Below are 18,452 nucleotides of genomic sequence, written 5' to 3'. Positions count from 1 at the left end.
GTTGTGGGGCCTGTTGTGCAGGGTTTGGGGTGGGGGATGGGTGTGGAGCGGGCCTGGCAACGCGGGTGGGTTTTGTTGTTGGGCCTGTTGTGCGGGGTTTGGCGCTGGGGATCGGTGTAGAGCGGGCCTCGCAACGCACACGCCGGCGCCAACCCGCACACGCCCGCGCCAACACGCCCAGCCCCCGCCCCCGCCCGACCCAGCCAGCCCGATTGTGACCGCATGCCGGCAACACATCAGCGCCCGCGACACCCACAGGTGTAAACTGAACCCGCCCATCAGGGCAGATTTGATAACGACAGGGGAGCGCCGCCGTCGGAGCCTGCAGAGATGCGGGAGACGCGAGGGCGCTGAGAGTGCGGACAGCCGCAGACCCTCGAACCTGATCCGGTTAGTACCGGCGCAAGGGAGTCGAGCTTCTCAGAGTGTCCGGATCCAGGCGGCGCAGGCCGGTTGTAAATCCGGGGAGCACTTTCCCCTCCTGTAACCTCAGGAGGCAGAAAATGACCACGGTAAACGTGAAGAAGACCAGTTATAACTGGCGTGTTGTAGACATTGTTGTGGCGGCTTTGATCGCCATCGCGGGCGGCGTGATTTTCTGGGCATGGTCCCAGGGCGCTGCACTGGTATCCATCCCCCTGAACGCAACGTACCCGCCGCTCACCGGCCTGATCGCCGGCGGTTGGATGATCCCCGCAGTGCTCGGCATGCTGATCATCCGCAAGCCTGGCGCCGCGTTGTTCTGCGAGGCCATCGCTGCCACAGGCGAACTCATCATGGGTTCGCAGTACGGCACCACGGTGTTGATCTCCGGCATCCTGCAGGGCCTGGGCGCCGAGCTCATCTTCGCGGCCTTCCGCTACAAGAAGTTCAACCTGCCTACGTCCCTCCTCGCCGGTGCCGGTGCCGGGCTCTTCTGCGGCCTGAACGACTCCTTCCTCCCGTGGGGCTGGAACATCGCCTACGAAGCCATCGACAAGCTCACCTACATCACGTTCACCACGATCTCCGGCGCTGTGATCGCAGGCGGACTGTCCTGGATCGCCACCCGCGGCTTGGCAAAGACCGGCGTCCTGAGCTCCTTCGCGTCGCGCAAGGCCGCTTCGGAGCCAGTCTTCAACTGATGCGCGCCACCAACAGCGGCGCAGTGAGGCCGGCCGCTATCTCCGCCGAGGGCTGGGGCTGGCGGCATGCCGGCAGGGCCGCCCCCGCCATTGAGGGCCTGGATCTTCGTATCGAGCCGGGGGAGCGGGTCCTGTTGCTGGGGCCCTCGGGCGCCGGTAAATCGACGCTATTGCATGCCCTTGCTGGGGTCCTGGGCGACGAGGAAGACGACTCGGATGAAACCGGCTCGCTGCTGATCGACGGCGTTGCGCCCCGCGGGCAGCGTGGCCGCGCCGGATTGATGCAGCAGGACCCGGAAACGCAGGTGGTTCTCTCCCGCGTTGGCGATGACGTGGCCTTCGGCGCAGAAAACCTTGCCGTTCCGCGCGAGGAGATCTGGTCCCGTGTCCATGAAGCGCTCGACGACGTGGGGTTGCGAACCGCTGCCGGCGGCGGCTTGGCGTTGGACCACCCGACGGCGGCGCTCTCCGGTGGCCAGAAGCAGCGCCTTGCGCTGGCAGGGATTTTGGCGATGCGGCCCGGTTTGATCCTTTTGGACGAGCCCACGGCCAACCTGGACCCGGCAGGGGTGCTGGAGGTCCGCGACGCGGTCAAGCGCTGCCTGGACAAGACCGGAGCCACCATGGTTGTGGTGGAACACCGCGTGTCCGTGTGGAAGGACCTGGTGGACCGGATCGTTGTGCTGGCACCAGGGTCGGGCGCGGCTGCTGCGGCAATCCGTGGCTCGGCAACAGCAACAGCCACAGCCGGGGTGCTCCTGGACGGACCCCCGGATCAGGTCCTGTCCGAGGCCCGCACCATGCTGATGGCGGCCGGCGTATGGGTGCCGGGGTACGTTCCGGCAACCCGGACGCGGCACAACCAGCCCGAAACCGCACAACTGCTCCTGGCAGCACAGGACCTTTCAGTTTCCAGGGAAAAAGCCCGGCGCAAGGGTTTCAGGACCATCCCGCCTGTGCCGGTGCAGACAGGGATCACCGCACAGGTCCGGGCTGGCCAGGCGTTGACCATCACCGGCCCGAACGGGGCCGGCAAGTCCACGTTCGCGCTCACGTTGGCCGGCCTTTTGGCGCCGGTGGACGGCACTGTGAGTGCCACCGTCGAGCTTTCCGAGGGAGCTGGAATTGATCCGTTCAAGTGGAAAGCGGACCAGCTGATTTCACGCATCGGAACGGTGTTCCAGGAACCGGAGCACCAGTTTGTCACGGGCAAGGTCCTGGACGAGCTCATGTTTGGTCCAAGGCATCTGGGCCACGGTGAGGAACGCGTGGATGAGTTGCTGGAGCGGTTGCGTCTCACCCATCTCGTGGACGCCAACCCGTACACACTGTCCGGAGGCGAGAAGCGACGGCTTTCGGTGGCCACCGTGCTGGCCGCGCATCCCAAAGTCCTGGTGCTCGACGAGCCCACCTTTGGCCAGGACGCCAATACATGGGCCGAGCTGGCCTCGTTCCTTTCTGAGCTGCTGGATGCCGGAACCGCGGTTGTCTCGGTGACACACGACCAAGAGTTCAGCGCCGTGCTGGGTGGAACCGAATTGCGCCTGGGCACGAGCCAACAAGGCGAATCCACGCATCAGGAGGCGGGTGCAGCATGAGGGATGCCCTGAATCTGCGCGGGAATCATGCCCTCCTCACGCGTGCAAACCCCTTGGCCAAGTTCGTGTCCGTTTTCCTGATTTCGCTGGTGTTGGCCCTTTCCATCGACTGGGTCTCGGCGTCCGCAGCGCTGGTTGCGGAACTTGCCGTGTTTCCGCTTGCCGGGCTCACCCTCAGGCTGCTCTGGCAACGGGCGTGGCCCCTGATCATCGCGGCGGCCATCGGCGGCTGGAGCACGGCGATTGTGGCGGCGGACAGCGGCGCTGTACTGCTCGACGTCGGACTCTGGTCCATCAGCGAAGGTTCCCTTGAACTGGGGCTGGGTTTCATGTTGCGCGGTTTGGCGATCGCCTTGCCCGCCATCTTGTTGATGACCTGCACCGACCCTACTGACCTGGCCGATGCGCTGGCGCAGAAGGCAAAGTTGCCGCACCGCTTTGTCCTGGGATCCTTGGCCGCGATGAGGCTGGTGGGGTTGATGGCCGAGGAGTGGCAAACCATCGGAATGGCCCGCCGCGCCCGCGGAGTCGGTTCCCAGGGCAGCCCGTTCCAGCGGCTGAAGGCAACGCTGGGCCAGAGCTTCGGTTTATTGGTCCAGGCTGTTCGCCGGGCATCCCGGCTGGCGGTGACTATGGAAGCGCGCGGTTTCGGTGGCGGACAGCGGACGTGGGCGCGCGAATCCACTTACTCGTTGCTCGACGTCTGGGTGCTCCTGGGTGGCTTGGTGATCGCAGCCGGCGCCGTGCTGGCAGCTGTTGGTGCGGGAACGTGGAGCTTCGTCTGGCGCTAGTGCTTTCATGCACTGGGGCTCCGGGCACCAAGCGTGCCGCCGGCTTTTTGGGAGCCGGCGGCACTTCGCTTTTTGGGCCACGCCTACAGTGCCTGTTGGTCCTGGATCTCGTCGAATCCTGAACGGGTAAGGAAACCCAACTGGGCTTCCTTCTCCGCAAGCTGAATGATCGGCCCCAGCTCAAAGCAGGTCGCTTCCAAACGACGCAGGGCTTTGGCGTTGCGTGAGTCCGGTTCCACCACAATCCGGTCCTTGCCCGGCAGGGAGAACATGTACTTGATGAGGGCTGTTCCGAGCTTCGGCGTGAAGTGCGGGATGGGCCGTGTGGCCGGGGCCAGGAGCAGGTGCATGCCGATGTCGGCCTCCCGGGCGGGGTAGGCCTCGCCTACGGGGTCGTGCAAGGGCTCGTAGGTCTGGAAGAGTGCCAAGGGCTCGCCATCAAGGATGGCCAGGAAAGCGTGGTGGGTGTCCAAAGAATCAAGGAACTCATAAATCCCCTGGACTTCTTCACGGGTATTTTCCGTCATTCCCCAGAACTTTGCCCGAGGCTGCGTGACCCACTCAAAGATGAGATCGATGTCCTCGGCGGGGATCAGCGGGACGATGCGCAGCGCGCCCCATCCTTCGAGGTCCTCGGAGTAGGTGGTGGTGCGGACGGAGAAGTCCTGGGTGGTGGTGGTGGTCATGGCTTCCTTCGGGGCTGATGCGTGGCTGGTGCGGTGCAGGCGAGGTGCTGGTGCGGTGGTGGTGTGGGAGTAACGCGGGCTGGTGCGGTGGTGGTGTGGGAGTAGCGCGGGCTGGTGCGGTGCTGATGCGGGAGTAACGCGGGCTGGGTCAGTCTTTGATGAGTTCATGCCAGTCGGTGACTACCGGGGCCACTTCCCCGGCAGCCCAGAGCGGGAGCTGGTCGGCAAAGTGCTCGTGGTCAGGCGTGCCGGAGGCTCCGAATGGGACGATCCAACGGCTGTTGCGCCGCTCGGACAAATCCCACACGTAGCGGGCCACAGGTCCACGGAAGCTTCGGTCATCAACACCGGGCAGGCTCTCGGTGCAGAGTACGCAGCCCGTATCTCCTGCCAGCCTGGCCGTGGGTGCCGCTGATGCGAGGGGACCGGGAAGGACATGAACGGCCAACAGAGTGTGGCGGTCGCCCCAGGAGAGCACCCGGGGCTCCTCTACCGCGACGTCTTCAAGGGCTGCAGCAGCTTCCGCCGGGACGTCGATGCCAAGTTCGGAACCACGAACCAGCAGGGTTTCCAGGGCGAAGCCGATGCGGGACGCCACTGAAAGCCACGGGCCGAACAACGACGAGTAGCCAGTAGGCGCGTCCAAGGGTGCCAGCGCGGAATGCCCTGCCAGCCGCCGGACCAACTGCCCCCGCCAGGCCGCAAACACCGAGGCATGCCGGCTCCCGGCGTCCATGCGGCCGTCCCAGTCCAGCAACAGCGAACGGAGGACCCCCGCGTCGGGGGACAAACCGACTTCCCCGGACAATTCGTCCTCCCTGGACGAACCATCCGCCGTGGACAAATCGTCCTCCCCGGACGAACCATCCGCCGTGGACGAACCATCCCCGGATGAACCATCCGCCGTGGACAAACCGCCCTCCCCGGACGAACCCTCCCCGGACGAACCATCCCCGGACGCTTCATCCGCAGTCAATCCGGAGAGCAAGGAACGGAACAGCGGCCAAGGTCCCAGCAGGGTGTCCGTGTGGATGGCTTGCATGTCACCCACGGACAACGGCCCCGACGCCGACGCCGACTCGAGCAGTTCACGGATACGCACGGCCCGATGCACAGGGGCGAACTCCATGGCCACGGCGTCGCCCCCTCCGGCCGCACGGTCATTCGCGCTCACGGCAAACTGCTCCACGTCGGTGCGGGGCAGGACGACGTACTGCTGCTCCCACTGGTGACGGGGCGAGAAGGCCGGAGCCGGAAGGCGACGGTTTGCCGGATTGCGCTGTGGGACAAGCCCTGCAACAAAGTGCCGGACGGCTCCGGACGTGTCCGCGGCGATCACGCTGTTGACGGGCTCAACCCAGGCATCGAAAGCTGCTTCCACCTCAGCGACGCTGCGGCTCTCCAGCAAAGGAAGGAGGGCCTCGAAACCCAGCCGCCCTTCAACGCGGGCCGGAAAGCGCAAACTCAGGGCGTCGCCGTCGGGCGCTTCGGAGATCACCGAACCCCGCGCGGTCTCAATGACCTCAACGGTGACCGGCTCACTGTCGCGCACGGTGATGGTTTCGAGACTCACGACGGCGGTTTCCCAACCGTCCGCTCCCCGCGCCTCGATGCGGTCCCCGCCGGCGTCCGTGACCCGGCGCAGTTCTTCCTCGAAAAGGTCCTGGTAATCGGCCATGGAATTGGTGATGGCCCAGGCCGTGTGCCCGGTGTGGGCGAAATGGGGGAGGCCGGGGACACCTGGGAAGGCGAAGCCGATCGCGTCGAAGTCCGGGCAGGCGAGCCGTATTTGCTGGTACACGCCGGGAAGTTCCATGAGGCGGTGCGGGTCGCCGGCGATCAGCGGGAGGCCGGTCGCCGTTGTCGAGCCGTGTGCAGCCCAGGCGTTGCTGCCGGACCAGACGGGAGCTTCGATGCTGAACAAGCCAACGGCGTCATCGCCCAGAGTCCGGGCCACGTGGGCCCTGAACAGTTTGTTGGGGAACGTGGAAAAAAGTACGTGGTGTACCAGGAAGACACCCAGCGGGGTCCACGGATTCCAGGGCTCCGGCGCGCTGCCGGACGCAGCGAATTCCGGGCCGTTGCGCAGCCCGTCGGCCAGCGCCTGGTTGATGCCGGCTACGTACTGTCCGCACCAGCGCTGGGTCCGGGTGTCGAGGTTCCCAAAGCAGCGGCGGGCTGTGTCATCGAGCCTGGCTTGGCGGGCGAACCGGTCCCAGACCACGGCGTCGGCTCCCAGGACTTCGGCGGTGCGGCCTTCTGAGCGCCACCGTTCCAGCTCGATCTGCCACGATCGGTCGGCAGCGGCGTTGTTGCCTTGGAGGAAGGCGAGTTCGTCGGCCGAATCAGCCCACAAATGCGGGATTCCCCACCGGTCGCGGTAGGTGCCGGGGCCGCCTGCCGGGGCGGAAGGGTGCGTCAAGGCAGGCGTCATAATCTCTGGCCGCTTTCGAGCTTAGGTTAGGCTTACTTAAGTTCAAGATAAATGGCTTTGGCCCCGTTCACAAATCGTGGACATTCGTGAAGGAGTGTTGCTTGAAGCGCAATTGGGAAGGCGTCGTCCTCAAAGTCATGGGCGCCAAGGACTTCACCTTGGAGGTCACCGGGAAGGACGAAATAACCCCGGACTTCCTCCGCGTGCACGTTCGGGACGGCGGGTTGCTGGAGCGAAGCGGATTGCATCCCACCATGTGGATCCGGCTGTGGTTCGACGACGCCGGCAAGGCCCACCAGCGCGCCTACACGCTGGTCAACGCTTCCCCTGCTGACGGCACGTTCAGCATGGACTTCGCACTGCACAACGGGGTTGCCGCTGACTGGGCCCGTTCTGTCCAGCCCGGCGACACCATCGATGCCACGGTCCAGGGCAGTTCCTTCACGTTCCCGCAGCCGGTCCCGCGCCGGATCTGGGTGGTGGGCGATCCCGCCTCCATCCCGGCCATCAACTCCTTGCTGGACGAACGGAACCTTACCGCCGCGGGCGCGGCTCCCGTCACCGCCTGGCTTGAATACCAGCACGACGCCGACCCCTCGCTTCAGGTGCGGACGTCAGAGTCCGACGTCGTCACCTGGGTTCCGCGCAAACGTGACGGCGCCGCCTTGGTGGAGGAAGTCTGCGATGCGCTCACGGCCGGGACTGTGTCCGTGGAGGAGGACTTCTTCTGGATCGCCTGTGAAGCCTCCAGCACCCGGGCAATCGTGAAGCACCTGCGCAAGACGCTGGGCGTGGACAAGCACCGGATCGACGCTTTGGGGTACTGGCGCGTCTAGGAATCACGTCCAGGCGCCGCGGCGCTTCTGCCGTATCGCAGCGTTACTCGCGCCAGTTCAGGAAGCCCTTTTTCCCCTCCGGCGGCGTGAGGACCACGTCCCGCCCGTACTTCTTCTTCGCGTCATCGCCGAAAAAGGCATCAGGAACTATCCGGATTGCCTTGGCAACCTTTCCGTCCTTCATGAAGACGAACAGCGCCGGGGATGCCGTGTAGCGGTTCTCCTTGGTCAGGGGTTCGCCGAAGGCCGCTTCGATGTCCTTGGCCGGCGTCCCTTCGGTCACGAATCCGGCCTGGTCCCACTCGAAGTCCGTGGCGTCAGCCAATTTCAGGGCCGTCCCGTTCTTGGCGGATTCGAGGACCTGGTTGTTGAGCTTCTCATTCGATTCGGGCATAACGGATCCTCCTAGTGAACAGGCGGCCAGGGCGCAGGCCAGGACGAGGGTGAGCAGGCTTGCGAGCGTGGCGCGGGTTGCGAGGGTGGCGCGGCGTGTGGGGGTGGCGCGGCCCGCGGCGGGGGTGCGGCCTGCTGAAGTCCGTGGCCGGTGTCGTGCCTGTGTTGCGGGCTGGGTCCTCACGAGGTGGTCCGGGACTCGTCGTTGAACTCCGGATCCTCGCCCGGGGCGGGTTCGGCATTGTTGGCATCGCCGGTCTGGTCCATGGGGACCTCGTTGGACGGGTGGGGCAGCAGGTCCTGTCCCACCACCACGGTGTCGCCGTTGTTCACGGCTTCCTCAATCAAATCCGCAAGCTCCTCAGCACTGGCATCCGGGTTGGCGATGGCCACATTGCGGCCCACCTCATTGTTGTACAGATCCATGGCTTCACGGGGCGCAGGGTTTCCAGGGAGCTGCTCGTGGGCCGTCGCGTAATCCTCCGCCCAGTCGGCGCCGAACTCCTTGACCATGAGGGCGTTCCAATAGGCGTGGCGGAAGGCGTCATTCTGGTCATCGTTGCGGTCTGCGCTGGGAAAGCGGTCATCAGCGGTGCTGAACGCGTCATCGTGGATGTCCTTGAAAGCGTTCATCTCAAAAGGGCCCAAGCCGTTGAGGAGCTCAGCTTCCTTCTCGGTGACTTCCCTTTGGTCGACGATGAAACGCAGGGGATCCCAGTCCCCGGGCCACTTGGTGACCTTGGCATCGCTGACCTGGTACTTGTCCAGGATTTCCTGCGGTGTGGGCTGGTCCGGGTTGGACGCGGTCTTGGTGCTGGCGTCACCCCCGGAACTGCCGGAGCTGCCGGTGCTGCCGGTGCCTCCTGAGCTGCCGGCGGCCCCTGAGCTGCCGGCGTCCCCGGCGCTCCCTGAACCGCTCCCGGAACCGTTGCTGCCGGCGCCTTCAGTGGAAGCGGAGGATTGCTGGTCCGCGTTGGTCAGGACGGACCGTGACGCTTCCTCCAGGCCACGCGTTGTCCGTTCCAGCAGCGGCTTCAGCCGGCCTTGCCAATCCGCGGCAAAACGCTTGGCGTCCTGGCCCTGCCACCCGCCGCCATGGCCGGTCATTCCCTGCCCGATCAACGAGTCGAGCTCCCTGGCCCGGCTGGTCAACAGTGTGGCACCGTTGGACAGGGCCTTTGAGAGTGCTTTGAGTTGGTCGACGTCGGCGCCGTAGAAAGGCATGTTTCCCCCTGAGCTTTGCCTCCATGCTTTGGTATTGTCGCGCGAATCGCAATGGGGACCTCTGCCCAGCCACGACGGGTGGAAAGCGTTAGCCGGAAGTGAGCGGCCGCCGTCGAGCCTTTATCTCACAATCCGGGTACGGTGTGACGTTTGCCGCTCAAACGGCGTTTTATGCTCCAGTTCTAGCTCACCTGTGATATTTCTTGGATATGACGCAACCTACCGCTGAACACGTAGGCCTTCTGCTCCGTAACGCCCGCGGCGAAAAAGGGTGGACGCAGGGGCAGTTGGCTACCGAGCTTGGAACCAGCCAGAGCGCAATCGCCCGGATGGAGCAAGGCAAACAGAATCTCAGCCTTCGGATGATCGAGCGGCTCGAGGCCATCTTCGGCCGATCAATCGTCAAAGTGGGCAAGCCCCAGATGACCCACCTCCGGGTTGAGGGCGGCAGGACCCTTTCCGGAGAAGTGGATGTCAACAGCAGCAAGAATGCAGGCGTGGCCCTTCTGTGCGCCAGCCTGATCAACCGCGGCACCACCACGTTGCGCCGTTTGGCCCGGATCGAGGAAGTCAACAGGATTGTTGAAGTCCTGATGTCCATCGGCGTCGAATGCACGTGGCTCAACGGAAGCGACCTCCGCATCCGCAGGCCCGACGTCCTGGACCTGGGTTCCATGGATGTGGACGCTGCCCGCCGTACCCGCAGCGTCATCATGCTGCTTGGTCCGCTCTTGGACGAGACCAGCGAATACCTGCTCCCCTACGCCGGTGGCTGCGACCTCGGAACCCGCACAGTGGAGCCGCACATGCAGGCGCTGCGCCAGTTCGGGCTCGACGTCGAAGCGAAGTCCGGGTTCTATTCCGTGACTGCGCCGCCCGCTGATGGACACGACCGTTCCTTCGTCCTCACCGAACGTGGCGACACCGTGACCGAGAACGCCATCATGGCCGCCGCACACCGCGAGGGCACCACGGTCATCCGGAACGCGAGCCCCAATTACATGGTCCAGGACCTCTGCTTCTACTTGCAGGGACTCGGCGTGGAGATCCAGGGTGTGGGAACCACCACGCTGAAGATCACCGGCCGTTCCGCCATCGATGTGGAAATCGAGTACTTCCCCTCCGAAGACCCCATCGAGGCAATGAGCCTGATCACCGCCGGGATTGTCACCAACTCCGAGGTCACCATCCGCCGTGTCCCCATCGAGTTCATGGAAATCGAGCTCGCCACCTTGGAGCAGATGGGCCAGAACCTCGAAATCTCCGGGGAGTACATGGCACGCAACGGCCGGACCCGCCTGGTGGACGTGACTACCAAGCCATCCGAGCTCCGCGCTCCCCAGGACAAGATCCACCCCATGCCGTTCCCCGGCCTGAACATCGACAACCTGCCGTTCTTCGCAGTCATCGCAGGCAACGCCGAAGGCCAGACCATGATCCACGACTGGGTCTACGAAAACCGTGCGATCTACCTGACGGAGCTCAATAAGCTGGGCGCCCAGGTGCAGTTGCTTGACCCGCACCGGATCTACGTCAATGGACCCACCAAGTGGCGTGCCGCGGAGATCGGCTGCCCGCCGGCCCTGCGTCCTGCCGCGTGCTTGCTCCTGGCAATGCTTGCTGCCCGTGGCACGTCCGAGCTCCGCAACATCTACGTGATCGAGCGCGGCTACGAGGATCTGGCAGAGCGGTTGAACACCATCGGCGCCAAGATCGAGTACTTCCAGGACTAGGCTCCACGCCACTGTCCTCCGCAGGCCGCCTGACGCAGAATGGAGCATGCGGACGTTCGGGGTTGAGGAAGAGCTGCTCATCGTCCATCCTGTGACGGGCGAACCCTTGGCCTTGGCCGATGCGCTGCTGGCCACCCACGACCAGCCTGCCACTGCGACCGGGCTCAGTCCCGAGCTCAAGCTCGAGCAGATCGAGACCCAAACCCGGCCCTGCCACAGCTACGCCGAACTCCGGCACCAGATCCGCCGTGGCAGGGTCATGGCCAATGAGGCGGCCCGCCGGCACGGCGCACAGGTTGCTGCGATCGCTACTTCTCCACTGGATTCGAACACCCACACCACCCCGGATCCCCGGTATGCCGCCATGCTGGACCGCTTTGGTATTACCGCCACTGAGCAATTGACGTGCGGATTCCACGTCCACACCTCCGTGGAGTCGCCGGAGGAGGGCGTGGTGGTACTGGACCACATCCGCGACAAACTCGCGGTGCTCACGGCGCTCTCCGCCAACTCGCCCTACTGGCGGGGACTCCCCACGGGGTTCGACAGCTATCGCACGCAGGCATGGAACCGTTGGCCCACCTCTGGACCCTCCGCTCTTTTCGGCTCCCTTACCGCGTATCGACGCCTTGTGAAGCGGCTGCTGGATACGGGCGTGATCCTGGATGAAGGCATGATCTACTTCGATGCCCGCATCTCCCGCAACCATCCCACCGTGGAGGTCCGGGTAGCCGACGTCTGCCTCCGCGCCGAGGACGCGGCCTTGATTGCGGTGCTGGTGCGGGCATTGGTGGAGACGGCTTCCCTGGAAATGCTCGACGGCGTTGAGCCCACCCCGGTGCCCACGGCACTCCTGCGGATGGCAAGTTGGCAGGCCAGCAATGCCGGGCTGCGCGGAGATCTCCTGGATTTCGGTGATTTCCGGCCACGTCCGGCAGCGGAAGTGGTGTGGGCGTTGGTGGATTATGTGAGCCCGGTCCTGGATGACCAGGGCGAATTGGAACTGGTCAAGGCCGGCATCCAGGAGTTGCTGGATCGAGGCAATGGCGCCCACGAGCAGCGGGAAGCGGCGGTGCGCTTTACCAACAGGAGGCACGGCGGTCAGAGCCAGGCGGGTAGTCCGCCTACCGCGGAAGCCTTGGCCGCCGTCGTCGGGCATGCAGCGAAGGTGACGGTCCGCGGAACCTCTGCCGACGCGCACAAGGAGCCCGCGCCGACGCTGGCCAGGGTCAGGCGGCCCTAGGTCCGCAGGTTTCCCCGGTCTTCCGTGGACTTCGCCACCGTGCCGGCAGCGTTGACTGCTCCGGCACGGTGGGAAGGATGCTTCCCCGGCTGCAGGATCAGACCTGCTTGAGGGCCTTCTCCAGGTCCAGGATGAGGTCGTCCACGTCTTCCAGGCCGACCGACAAACGGACCACGCCGTCGCTGAGGCCGATCGCGGCCCGGCCCTCCGGTCCCATGGCCCGGTGGGTGGTGGTGGCCGGGTGGGTGATGAGTGACTTGGAGTCACCGAGGTTGTTGGAAATGTCCACCACGCGCAGCCCATCGAGCAAGGCGAACGCAGCCTCCTTGGCTGAGCGTCCGGCCGAAGGCGACAACTCGAACGTCAGCACCGTACCGCCGGCCTTCATCTGTTTCGCGGCAAGCTCGTACTGCGGGTGGGACTTCAGCAGCGGGTATTTGACCCAGCTGATGGCGGGTTGCTGCTCAAGCCACTCTGCGATCTTCAAAGCCGATGCCGAGCTGTGGTTTACCCGCAGGCCGATGGTCTCCAAACCCTTGGTCAGCACCCAGGCATTGAACGCGGACAGCGACGGGCCGGTGTGCCGCATTAGCTGCTTGACCGGGCCGTCGATGAACTCCTTGGTCCCCAGGATCGCGCCGCCCAGAACACGGCCCTGGCCGTCGATGTGCTTGGTCCCGGAGTACACAATCACGTCCGCGCCCAGCTCACCGCAGCGCTGCAGCAGGGGAGTGGCGAAGACATTGTCGACGACGACGGTCGCCCCGGCGGCATGCGCCAGTTCGCTGACGGCCGCGATGTCCACGATTTCCTGCATGGGGTTGGACGGCGACTCGAAGAAGACGGCGGTGGTCGGCTCCGAGAGGGCTTCACGCCATTGGTCCAGATCCGGGCCATCCACGAATACCGTCTCCACGCCCCAACGGGGCAGGATCTCATTGAGGATCACAAAGCAGGAACCGAACAAGGAACGGGCGGCCACCACGCGGTCGCCGGCAGCCAGCAAGGCACCCAAGGCGGTGAACACCGCGGACATGCCGGACGCCGTCGCAAAGCATGCCTCGGTTCCTTCGAGCAGCCGCAGCCGCTCCTGGAAGGTGGCCACGGACGGGTTGCCGTAGCGGGAGTAGACGAAGCGTTCGTCCTCGCCGGTGAAGGCACGTTCGGCCGCAGCGGCTGACTCATAGACAAAGCCGGAGTTCAGGAAAACCGGCTCGGACGTTTCCTGGAAATTGGTGCGGTCAAGACCACCGCGAACGGCCTGGGTGTCAGGGCTCCAGCCGGCGGCGTCGGGATTGAATGTCACTTACTCGGTCCCCAGGTTCGTCGGCAGGCCGCGGTTTTTCCAGCCGTTTACGGTGCGCTCGCCGTAGCGGTCCGGTTCGCCTTCAAAGCCTTCAAGGACGTTGTAGGCAGTGAAGCCGGCTTGCGTCGCGGCGATCGCAGCGGAGATGGAGCGCTGGCCGGAGCGGCAGATGAAGACGAGCTCCACGGCTTCGTCCTCGGGTGCCTGCTGCTGCAGGTCCTCGATGAAGCGGGAATTAGGGATGCCGCCGGCGAGGTTCCACTGGATGAAGAGGGGATCGTTCTCCGTGGCTTTGGTGTCCGGGATGCCGATGTGGGCCCATTCGCCCTCGGTGCGGACATCCACCAGGATGGCGCCTTGTTCAAGCTTGGCCCACGCGTCCTGTGGGGTCAGGTCACCTGCGTAGCTCATGCGTGGCCCTCGAATGCTTCTTCGTCGTCGTAGTTCTCAAGCTGGTCCACTGCGTTGGCCACGGCTGCGTCAGCGTTGGCGATCGCGGCGGGAAGGACAATTGCTTGGGCAACAATGACGGTGGTGCCGTTGAACGTTGCTGCCGGGCTGCCATGGAGCACATAGCCCTCGGCGAGTGCGCTATGGATACGCTCACAAAATTCACGGTTGTCCGGGCCTGTAATCAGGCGGTAGGAGAGTTTTTCTTCAGTGGGTTCAGGCATTGCTGGTGCTCCTCAGTCACGCTTGCAGTTCGAATTTGTCGATACGCCGAGTAGTCACCTGAGGCACCCCGCCGGAGAGAGGGTTGCCGACCAGCAAGTCAGGGCTTTGCGCTGGTACTCATTACTCAAGAAAAACGTAACATCGACCGGCCTTGGGCCGCACTTGCGTGCTGTTCTCCGGTCGTCATGTTGCGTAATCGGAGGCCTCCCGGGACCTCACCAAATGTGACGTCCCGGGAGCATAATTGACCCAGTACGACCCCCTGTAACTTCGCATGAAATCAGGTCGCGGTGAACGGACAGAGCAGTTCTACACTCAAGCCCATGCTGCACTTTGGATGGTTTGTAGGCCACGGATTCGGTGTCCAGGGGTGGGGGACGCCGGGCTACGGCCTGGGCTACGACTGGAAGAAACCCGCCCTGTACCAAGAGGCCGTCCGGGCGTTCGAACAATCCGGTTTGGACCTCTTCATCATTGAGGATTCCCTCACCGTGCCGGACACGTACGGCGGATCGGCGGAGGTCTCCCTGGCTCATGCCTCCTTCGCACCCAAGCATGATCCCCTGGCGCTGGTCCCGTATCTTCTGTCCGCCACCGAGCACCTGGGGATCGTCCCGACGGTCAGCGCGTCCTTTTATCCGCCCTTCACAGCTGCCCGGCTCCTGGCCACGCTGCAACACTTCTCGGAAGGGCAGCTGGGCTGGAACGTGGTGACGTCCGGCAGCGACCTCGCCGCGCAGAACTACGGGCTGGACCAGCAGATAGAACACGACCTCCGGTATGAAAAGGCGGAGGAATTCGTCGACGTCGTCAGGCGGCTCTGGCGGAGTTGGGAACCTGGCGCTGTGGTTGAGGATGTGGAAGCCGGCATGTTCGCGGACCACAGCAAAGTGCATCCGATCAACCACCACGGCGACTTCTTCAAGGTACGCGGTCCCCTGAACACGGCGCCTTTGCCTGAAGAACCCGTGTTGGTGCAGGCCGGGGCGTCACCGCGGGGGAAAGCGTTCGCAGGTGGCCATGCCGACGTAGCCATTGCCTTGGCCCGCGGCGTTGACGGTATGAAGGCCTACCGGGACTCCATCCGTGCCGAGGCCGCCAAGGCAGGCAGGAACCCCGACGACGTCAAGGTACTTTTCGTCCTGAAGCCCACCGTGGTTGGCTCTACCGCCGAGGCTGAGGACTTGCGGGCCCAGCGCCGCGAGCTCACCCAGCGGGACATCGACAGCCAGCTCAACTCCATTTCGTATCTTTCGGTGATCGACTTCAAACAATTCGACCTCGATGCTCCACTGCCGGAACTGAGTACCAACAGCAACCAGGGGACCTTGGAACACTTCGCCAAGGCGGCGCCTCCCGGTTCCACTTTGCGTGAGATCCTGCAGGCCCGGAGCGGCGGGGCAGGGGATTCGATCATCGGCACGGTGGGCCAGATTGCCGACTACCTTGAGTCCACCGGCTCCGAGGTGGGCGGCGACGGGTTCCTCTTTTCCGGTTTTGTGGATCCGGTGACGGTCCATGGCGTGCTGGATAAACTCACTCCCGAACTGCGGCGCCGTGGCCTGTTGAGGAAGAGTTACGGCAATGGTGGGTTCCGGCAGAACCTCCTGGACTTTTGATGGCCTCTGTTGAGCCCCGCACCCTTCATCTGGGGATGACGCCGATTTCCGCGCGGAGTGTTGCCCTGACGGCCGCTGAGTCCTCGTTCCACGTGAAACTCAATCAAGATGCGTTGACTCTGATGACCCGCTCACGGGATGTTCTGGAGCATGCGGCGGCCGCCGGACAGCGGGTTTACGGGCTCAACACTTTGCTTGGATCCGGCAGGGATACCGCTGTGGAGGAGAAGTCACTGCTGGCGTATCAAATCCAAGTCGTCAGGTATCACAACAGCGGCGTGGGCTCCTATCTGGACCGTCCCGCTGCCCGCGCTGTGATCCTGGCCCGGCTCATCGGGTTCAGCCGGGGAGGTTCCGGCGTGCGCCCGGAGACAGCCGCTTTCTATGGGGAGATGCTGAACCGTGGAGTCCTTCCCGCCATCCCGCGCGAAGGCTCGGTGGGTTCCTCGGACCTCACCCAGCTGGCCGCCGTCGCAGCCGTTGCCATTGGTGAGGGCCAAGCCTTCGACGCCGACGGCACTTTGATCCCCGGTGCCAAAGCGCTCGCCGACGCCGGCCTGCAGCCACTGGTCCTCGCGCCCGGCGAAGCGCTCGCCTTGGTCAGCGCCAACGCCTACTCCGTGGGCGTCGGAACCCTCGCCCTGGTGCGGTTGCAATATTTGGCCCGCCTGGCCGACGTCGCGCTTTCCCTCTCGCTGGAGACCATCGCCAGGTACGACGGCGGCGGGAACCTCAGTCCGTTCTCGTCGGCCATCCAAGCGGCCAAGGCGGTAAACGGCCAGGGTGATTCGGCGGCTGCAGTGCGCCACCTGATCAGTGGTGGCTGGATGGAAGATGTGCGTCCCGAGGTGTCGGTGCAGGATGCGTTGTCCTTCCGGGCCGCACCGCAGACGCACGGGGCGTTTCGATCCCTCGTGGCGCAGCTGGGTGCTGCGTTGGAGGTAGAGCTGAATGGTCGCGGCGACAATCCGTTGGTTGATGTCGAGTCCGGGCTCATGGTGTCCGGCGGGAACTTCCAGCCGATGCAACTGGCCCTTGCGTTCGAAGGCCTGCGGGTCGCGGTGGCACACGTGGGGATCTCCAGCGAGCGGCGCATCGCCAAGCTGTATCCGCCGCAACGGGCCATCCGGGCCAGGCACCTGCAGGCAGCATCGACTCAAGCCCCGTCTGCGAGGTCTGGACCCGGGGCCGGACTGGAGTCTGCCCCGGCTGCCGGGCTTGCCCAGGAGGAACTGCCCGGGCTGCTGTGGTACTCCGCGGCCGGGCTGTTGGCCGAACTCAAGTTCCTGGCCGCCCCGGCCACCCTCGGCGCACCAACCCTGTCTGCCGACGTCGAGGACCATTCAACGCTGGCCCCTTTGGCCCTGCAGCAACTCGAAAAGTCGGTGGAGGTGCTGGAAAAGCTGTTGGCAATCGAGGCATTGACGGCGTCCTATCTGCTGCTGGAAGCGGGAGCCGCGCAGGCGCTCGGGAAGGGGACAGCCGTCGTCGTGGGTCGACTCGCTGATGTGCTGGCCGACAGGCCGGCGGCGCCCGACCTCGTGGAACGGGCGCGGATTGCACTGCGGGACGCGACGGACCGAGTACTCCCGGAAACAGAGGAAGGGGCGGAGTTGCGGTGAACACAACAATTCGCAAACACGGAGTCCACTCGGCAACGGCTACCCCGGACGGGCTGGACGCCTCTGTCCTGGACAAAGTGGGCAACACGCCTTTGGTGAAGTTGGAGTCGCTGGGCCGCGGCCTGGGGAGCGCCATCCACATCAAGCTTGAGTCCGAGAACCCCGGGGGCTCCATCAAAGACCGCACCGCCCTCAGCATGGTTCGCGCGGCCGAGAAATCCGGGGAACTAAAGCCGGGAGCCACCATTGTGGAGAGCACCTCGGGCAACACGGGGATCGGCCTGGCACTGATCGGGCACCTGACGGGCCACCCAGTGGTGGTGGTGACGGGCGATACGATCTCCGAAGAAAAGCTCGCTGCGCTTCACAATTACGGAGCCCGCGTGATCCTGACTGACTGGAATGCGCCGTCCGAATCACCAGAGAACGCCCGCGCAGTAGCCGCCCGGATCACTGCAGAGACACCCGGTGCCTGGCGGCCAATGCAGTTCGACAACCCCGCCAATCCCTTGGCGCACTATGAAACCACCGGACCGGAAATCTGGGAGCAGACGGGCGGCCAGGTCACGCACTTCGTTGCCGGCATAGGGACCGGTGGGACCATCAGCGGGAACGGGCGGTACCTGAAGGAACGGGTGGCGGATTCACGGCCCGGCGGGCACCTGGAAGTTGTTGGAGCCGACCCCTGTGGCTCCGCCTACAGCGGCGGGCACCCCGGCGAGATCCTGGTGGATGGCGTGGGTAACTCCTGGCCGGAACCCGAATGGCCCAAGGCATTCGACCGCTCCATTGTGGACCGATTCCTGCGCATTCCCAACGACGAGGTCTACACCACCGTCCACAGGCTTCTCGACGAAGAAGGCCTGGCGCTTGGCCCGTCCTCCGGGCTCGCGGTGGCCGCGGCTGTCCGGGTGGCTCGTGCTGCGCCGCACGGTTCGGTGGTGGTGGCCATAGCGCCCGACGCCGGCACGAACTACCTGAGTAAGGCCTTCAACCCGGCGTGGCTGGCCGAGCATGGGATCCGGCTCGCCGCCGACACCCCTGCCGCGCTCGAATAGAACCCTCTTTCACATCCCCCGGGTTTGGGGCGAACCCTCTTTCACGTCCCCCGGGTTTGGGGTGGACCTTCTCTCACATCCCCGGGTTTGGGGCGAACCTTCTTTCACAT

The 18,452-nt window shown here is 64.7% G+C and carries 16 protein-coding genes and 2 riboswitches; of the genes, 9 read left to right on the top strand and 7 right to left on the bottom strand.

What is annotated here, in order from left to right:
• The first annotated feature begins 290 nt into the window (after positions 1 to 290).
• Positions 291 to 427, top strand: a riboswitch (TPP riboswitch).
• 76 nt (positions 428 to 503) lie between these two features.
• From BLQ01_RS13940 to BLQ01_RS13930, 3 genes are read left to right on the top strand one after another with little or no spacing between them, the layout of a single operon-like run.
• Positions 504 to 1,124: an ECF transporter S component gene (locus BLQ01_RS13940; protein WP_026543340.1), complete on the top strand. Its 621-nt coding sequence runs from the start codon at positions 504 to 506 to the stop codon at positions 1,122 to 1,124.
• The gene (locus BLQ01_RS13935; RefSeq protein ID WP_091552372.1) at positions 1,124 to 2,722 is read left to right on the top strand and encodes an ABC transporter ATP-binding protein; all 1,599 of its coding nucleotides are present in this window, start codon (positions 1,124 to 1,126) and stop codon (positions 2,720 to 2,722) included. The genes BLQ01_RS13940 and BLQ01_RS13935 overlap by 1 nt, the downstream gene beginning before the upstream one ends.
• Complete coding sequence (locus BLQ01_RS13930; RefSeq protein ID WP_091552371.1) at positions 2,719 to 3,513, top strand: energy-coupling factor transporter transmembrane component T family protein; 795 nt, start codon at positions 2,719 to 2,721, stop codon at positions 3,511 to 3,513. The genes BLQ01_RS13935 and BLQ01_RS13930 overlap by 4 nt, the downstream gene beginning before the upstream one ends.
• A gap of 83 nt (positions 3,514 to 3,596) precedes the next feature.
• Here BLQ01_RS13930 and BLQ01_RS13925 read toward each other — a convergent pair whose 3' ends face one another.
• Together BLQ01_RS13925 and BLQ01_RS13920 are read right to left on the bottom strand one after the other, a co-directional pair.
• A complete protein-coding gene (locus BLQ01_RS13925) occupies positions 3,597 to 4,199 on the bottom strand; it encodes a GNAT family N-acetyltransferase (protein WP_091552369.1) in 603 nt (200 codons plus the stop codon).
• A 148-nt stretch (positions 4,200 to 4,347) separates the two neighbouring features.
• Positions 4,348 to 6,633 carry a penicillin acylase family protein gene (locus BLQ01_RS13920; protein WP_091552367.1) on the bottom strand — a complete coding sequence of 762 codons (2,286 nt, stop codon included), beginning with the start codon at positions 6,631 to 6,633 and terminating at the stop codon, positions 4,348 to 4,350.
• Between the two features lie 101 nt (positions 6,634 to 6,734).
• Here BLQ01_RS13920 and BLQ01_RS13915 point away from each other — a divergent pair, with 101 nt between their 5' ends.
• Positions 6,735 to 7,469, top strand: coding sequence for a siderophore-interacting protein (locus tag BLQ01_RS13915; protein ID WP_026547842.1), 735 nt, complete (start codon positions 6,735 to 6,737; stop codon positions 7,467 to 7,469).
• 43 nt (positions 7,470 to 7,512) lie between these two features.
• Here BLQ01_RS13915 and BLQ01_RS13910 read toward each other — a convergent pair whose 3' ends face one another.
• Entirely contained in the window at positions 7,513 to 7,863 is a 351-nt protein-coding gene (locus BLQ01_RS13910; RefSeq protein WP_026543346.1) for a hypothetical protein, read from the bottom strand.
• Positions 7,864 to 8,042: 179 nt separating this feature from the next.
• Complete coding sequence (locus BLQ01_RS22155) at positions 8,043 to 9,086, bottom strand: WXG100 family type VII secretion target (protein WP_139183495.1); 1,044 nt, start codon at positions 9,084 to 9,086, stop codon at positions 8,043 to 8,045.
• A gap of 209 nt (positions 9,087 to 9,295) precedes the next feature.
• Between BLQ01_RS22155 and BLQ01_RS13895 the strand changes: the two genes are divergently transcribed.
• Positions 9,296 to 10,819 (top strand): UDP-N-acetylglucosamine 1-carboxyvinyltransferase, encoded by a 1,524-nt coding sequence (locus tag BLQ01_RS13895; protein WP_091552361.1) that lies wholly within the window; start codon positions 9,296 to 9,298, stop codon positions 10,817 to 10,819.
• A 46-nt stretch (positions 10,820 to 10,865) separates the two neighbouring features.
• Positions 10,866 to 12,062 carry a glutamate--cysteine ligase 2 gene (locus tag BLQ01_RS13890; protein WP_091552360.1) on the top strand — a complete coding sequence of 399 codons (1,197 nt, stop codon included), beginning with the start codon at positions 10,866 to 10,868 and terminating at the stop codon, positions 12,060 to 12,062.
• A gap of 97 nt (positions 12,063 to 12,159) precedes the next feature.
• Here BLQ01_RS13890 and BLQ01_RS13885 read toward each other — a convergent pair whose 3' ends face one another.
• The 3 genes from BLQ01_RS13885 to BLQ01_RS13875 are packed head-to-tail and all read right to left on the bottom strand — an operon-like array spanning position 12,160 to position 14,042.
• Positions 12,160 to 13,368 carry an O-succinylhomoserine sulfhydrylase gene (locus tag BLQ01_RS13885; protein WP_026543349.1) on the bottom strand — a complete coding sequence of 403 codons (1,209 nt, stop codon included), beginning with the start codon at positions 13,366 to 13,368 and terminating at the stop codon, positions 12,160 to 12,162.
• Entirely contained in the window at positions 13,369 to 13,779 is a 411-nt protein-coding gene (locus tag BLQ01_RS13880) for a rhodanese-like domain-containing protein (protein WP_026543350.1), read from the bottom strand. It lies immediately after the preceding gene.
• A complete protein-coding gene (locus tag BLQ01_RS13875; RefSeq protein ID WP_026543351.1) occupies positions 13,776 to 14,042 on the bottom strand; it encodes a DUF1737 domain-containing protein in 267 nt (88 codons plus the stop codon). Before BLQ01_RS13875 ends, BLQ01_RS13880 begins: the two co-directional genes overlap by 4 nt.
• A 13-nt stretch (positions 14,043 to 14,055) precedes the next feature.
• Positions 14,056 to 14,168, bottom strand: a riboswitch (SAM riboswitch).
• A 165-nt stretch (positions 14,169 to 14,333) separates the two neighbouring features.
• On the opposite strand from BLQ01_RS13875, the gene BLQ01_RS13870 reads away from it, so the two are divergent.
• The 3 genes from BLQ01_RS13870 to BLQ01_RS13860 are packed head-to-tail and all read left to right on the top strand — an operon-like array spanning position 14,334 to position 18,342.
• A complete protein-coding gene (locus tag BLQ01_RS13870) occupies positions 14,334 to 15,662 on the top strand; it encodes an NtaA/DmoA family FMN-dependent monooxygenase (RefSeq protein WP_091552358.1) in 1,329 nt (442 codons plus the stop codon).
• Positions 15,662 to 17,284, top strand: coding sequence for an aromatic amino acid ammonia-lyase (locus BLQ01_RS13865; protein ID WP_091552357.1), 1,623 nt, complete (start codon positions 15,662 to 15,664; stop codon positions 17,282 to 17,284). The genes BLQ01_RS13870 and BLQ01_RS13865 overlap by 1 nt, the downstream gene beginning before the upstream one ends.
• Positions 17,281 to 18,342, top strand: coding sequence for a PLP-dependent cysteine synthase family protein (locus BLQ01_RS13860; RefSeq protein ID WP_091552355.1), 1,062 nt, complete (start codon positions 17,281 to 17,283; stop codon positions 18,340 to 18,342). The genes BLQ01_RS13865 and BLQ01_RS13860 overlap by 4 nt, the downstream gene beginning before the upstream one ends.
• The last annotated feature ends 110 nt before the right edge of the window (positions 18,343 to 18,452 follow it).

The organism is Arthrobacter sp. UNCCL28, assembly GCF_900102805.1.
GTDB classification, from domain to species: domain Bacteria; phylum Actinomycetota; class Actinomycetes; order Actinomycetales; family Micrococcaceae; genus Arthrobacter; species Arthrobacter nicotinovorans_A.
Note: the sequence above shows the minus strand (reverse complement) of the source record. Positions and strands in the feature narration are given on the sequence as shown.

What these genes read in the sequence shown, in the direction of transcription:
- BLQ01_RS13940 (WP_026543340.1), top strand. Translation starts at nt 504, where the DNA reads ATGACCACGGTAAACGTGAAGAAGACCAGTTATAACTGGCGTGTTGTA.
- BLQ01_RS13935 (WP_091552372.1), top strand. Translation starts at nt 1,124, where the DNA reads ATGCGCGCCACCAACAGCGGCGCAGTGAGGCCGGCCGCTATCTCCGCC.
- BLQ01_RS13930 (WP_091552371.1), top strand. Translation starts at nt 2,719, where the DNA reads ATGAGGGATGCCCTGAATCTGCGCGGGAATCATGCCCTCCTCACGCGT.
- BLQ01_RS13925 (WP_091552369.1), bottom strand. Translation starts at nt 4,199, where the DNA reads ATGACCACCACCACCACCCAGGACTTCTCCGTCCGCACCACCACCTAC.
- BLQ01_RS13920 (WP_091552367.1), bottom strand. Translation starts at nt 6,633, where the DNA reads ATGACGCCTGCCTTGACGCACCCTTCCGCCCCGGCAGGCGGCCCCGGC.
- BLQ01_RS13910 (WP_026543346.1), bottom strand. Translation starts at nt 7,863, where the DNA reads ATGCCCGAATCGAATGAGAAGCTCAACAACCAGGTCCTCGAATCCGCC.
- BLQ01_RS22155 (WP_139183495.1), bottom strand. Translation starts at nt 9,086, where the DNA reads ATGCCTTTCTACGGCGCCGACGTCGACCAACTCAAAGCACTCTCAAAG.
- BLQ01_RS13895 (WP_091552361.1), top strand. Translation starts at nt 9,296, where the DNA reads ATGACGCAACCTACCGCTGAACACGTAGGCCTTCTGCTCCGTAACGCC.
- BLQ01_RS13890 (WP_091552360.1), top strand. Translation starts at nt 10,866, where the DNA reads ATGCGGACGTTCGGGGTTGAGGAAGAGCTGCTCATCGTCCATCCTGTG.
- BLQ01_RS13880 (WP_026543350.1), bottom strand. Translation starts at nt 13,779, where the DNA reads ATGAGCTACGCAGGTGACCTGACCCCACAGGACGCGTGGGCCAAGCTT.
- BLQ01_RS13875 (WP_026543351.1), bottom strand. Translation starts at nt 14,042, where the DNA reads ATGCCTGAACCCACTGAAGAAAAACTCTCCTACCGCCTGATTACAGGC.
- BLQ01_RS13865 (WP_091552357.1), top strand. Translation starts at nt 15,662, where the DNA reads ATGGCCTCTGTTGAGCCCCGCACCCTTCATCTGGGGATGACGCCGATT.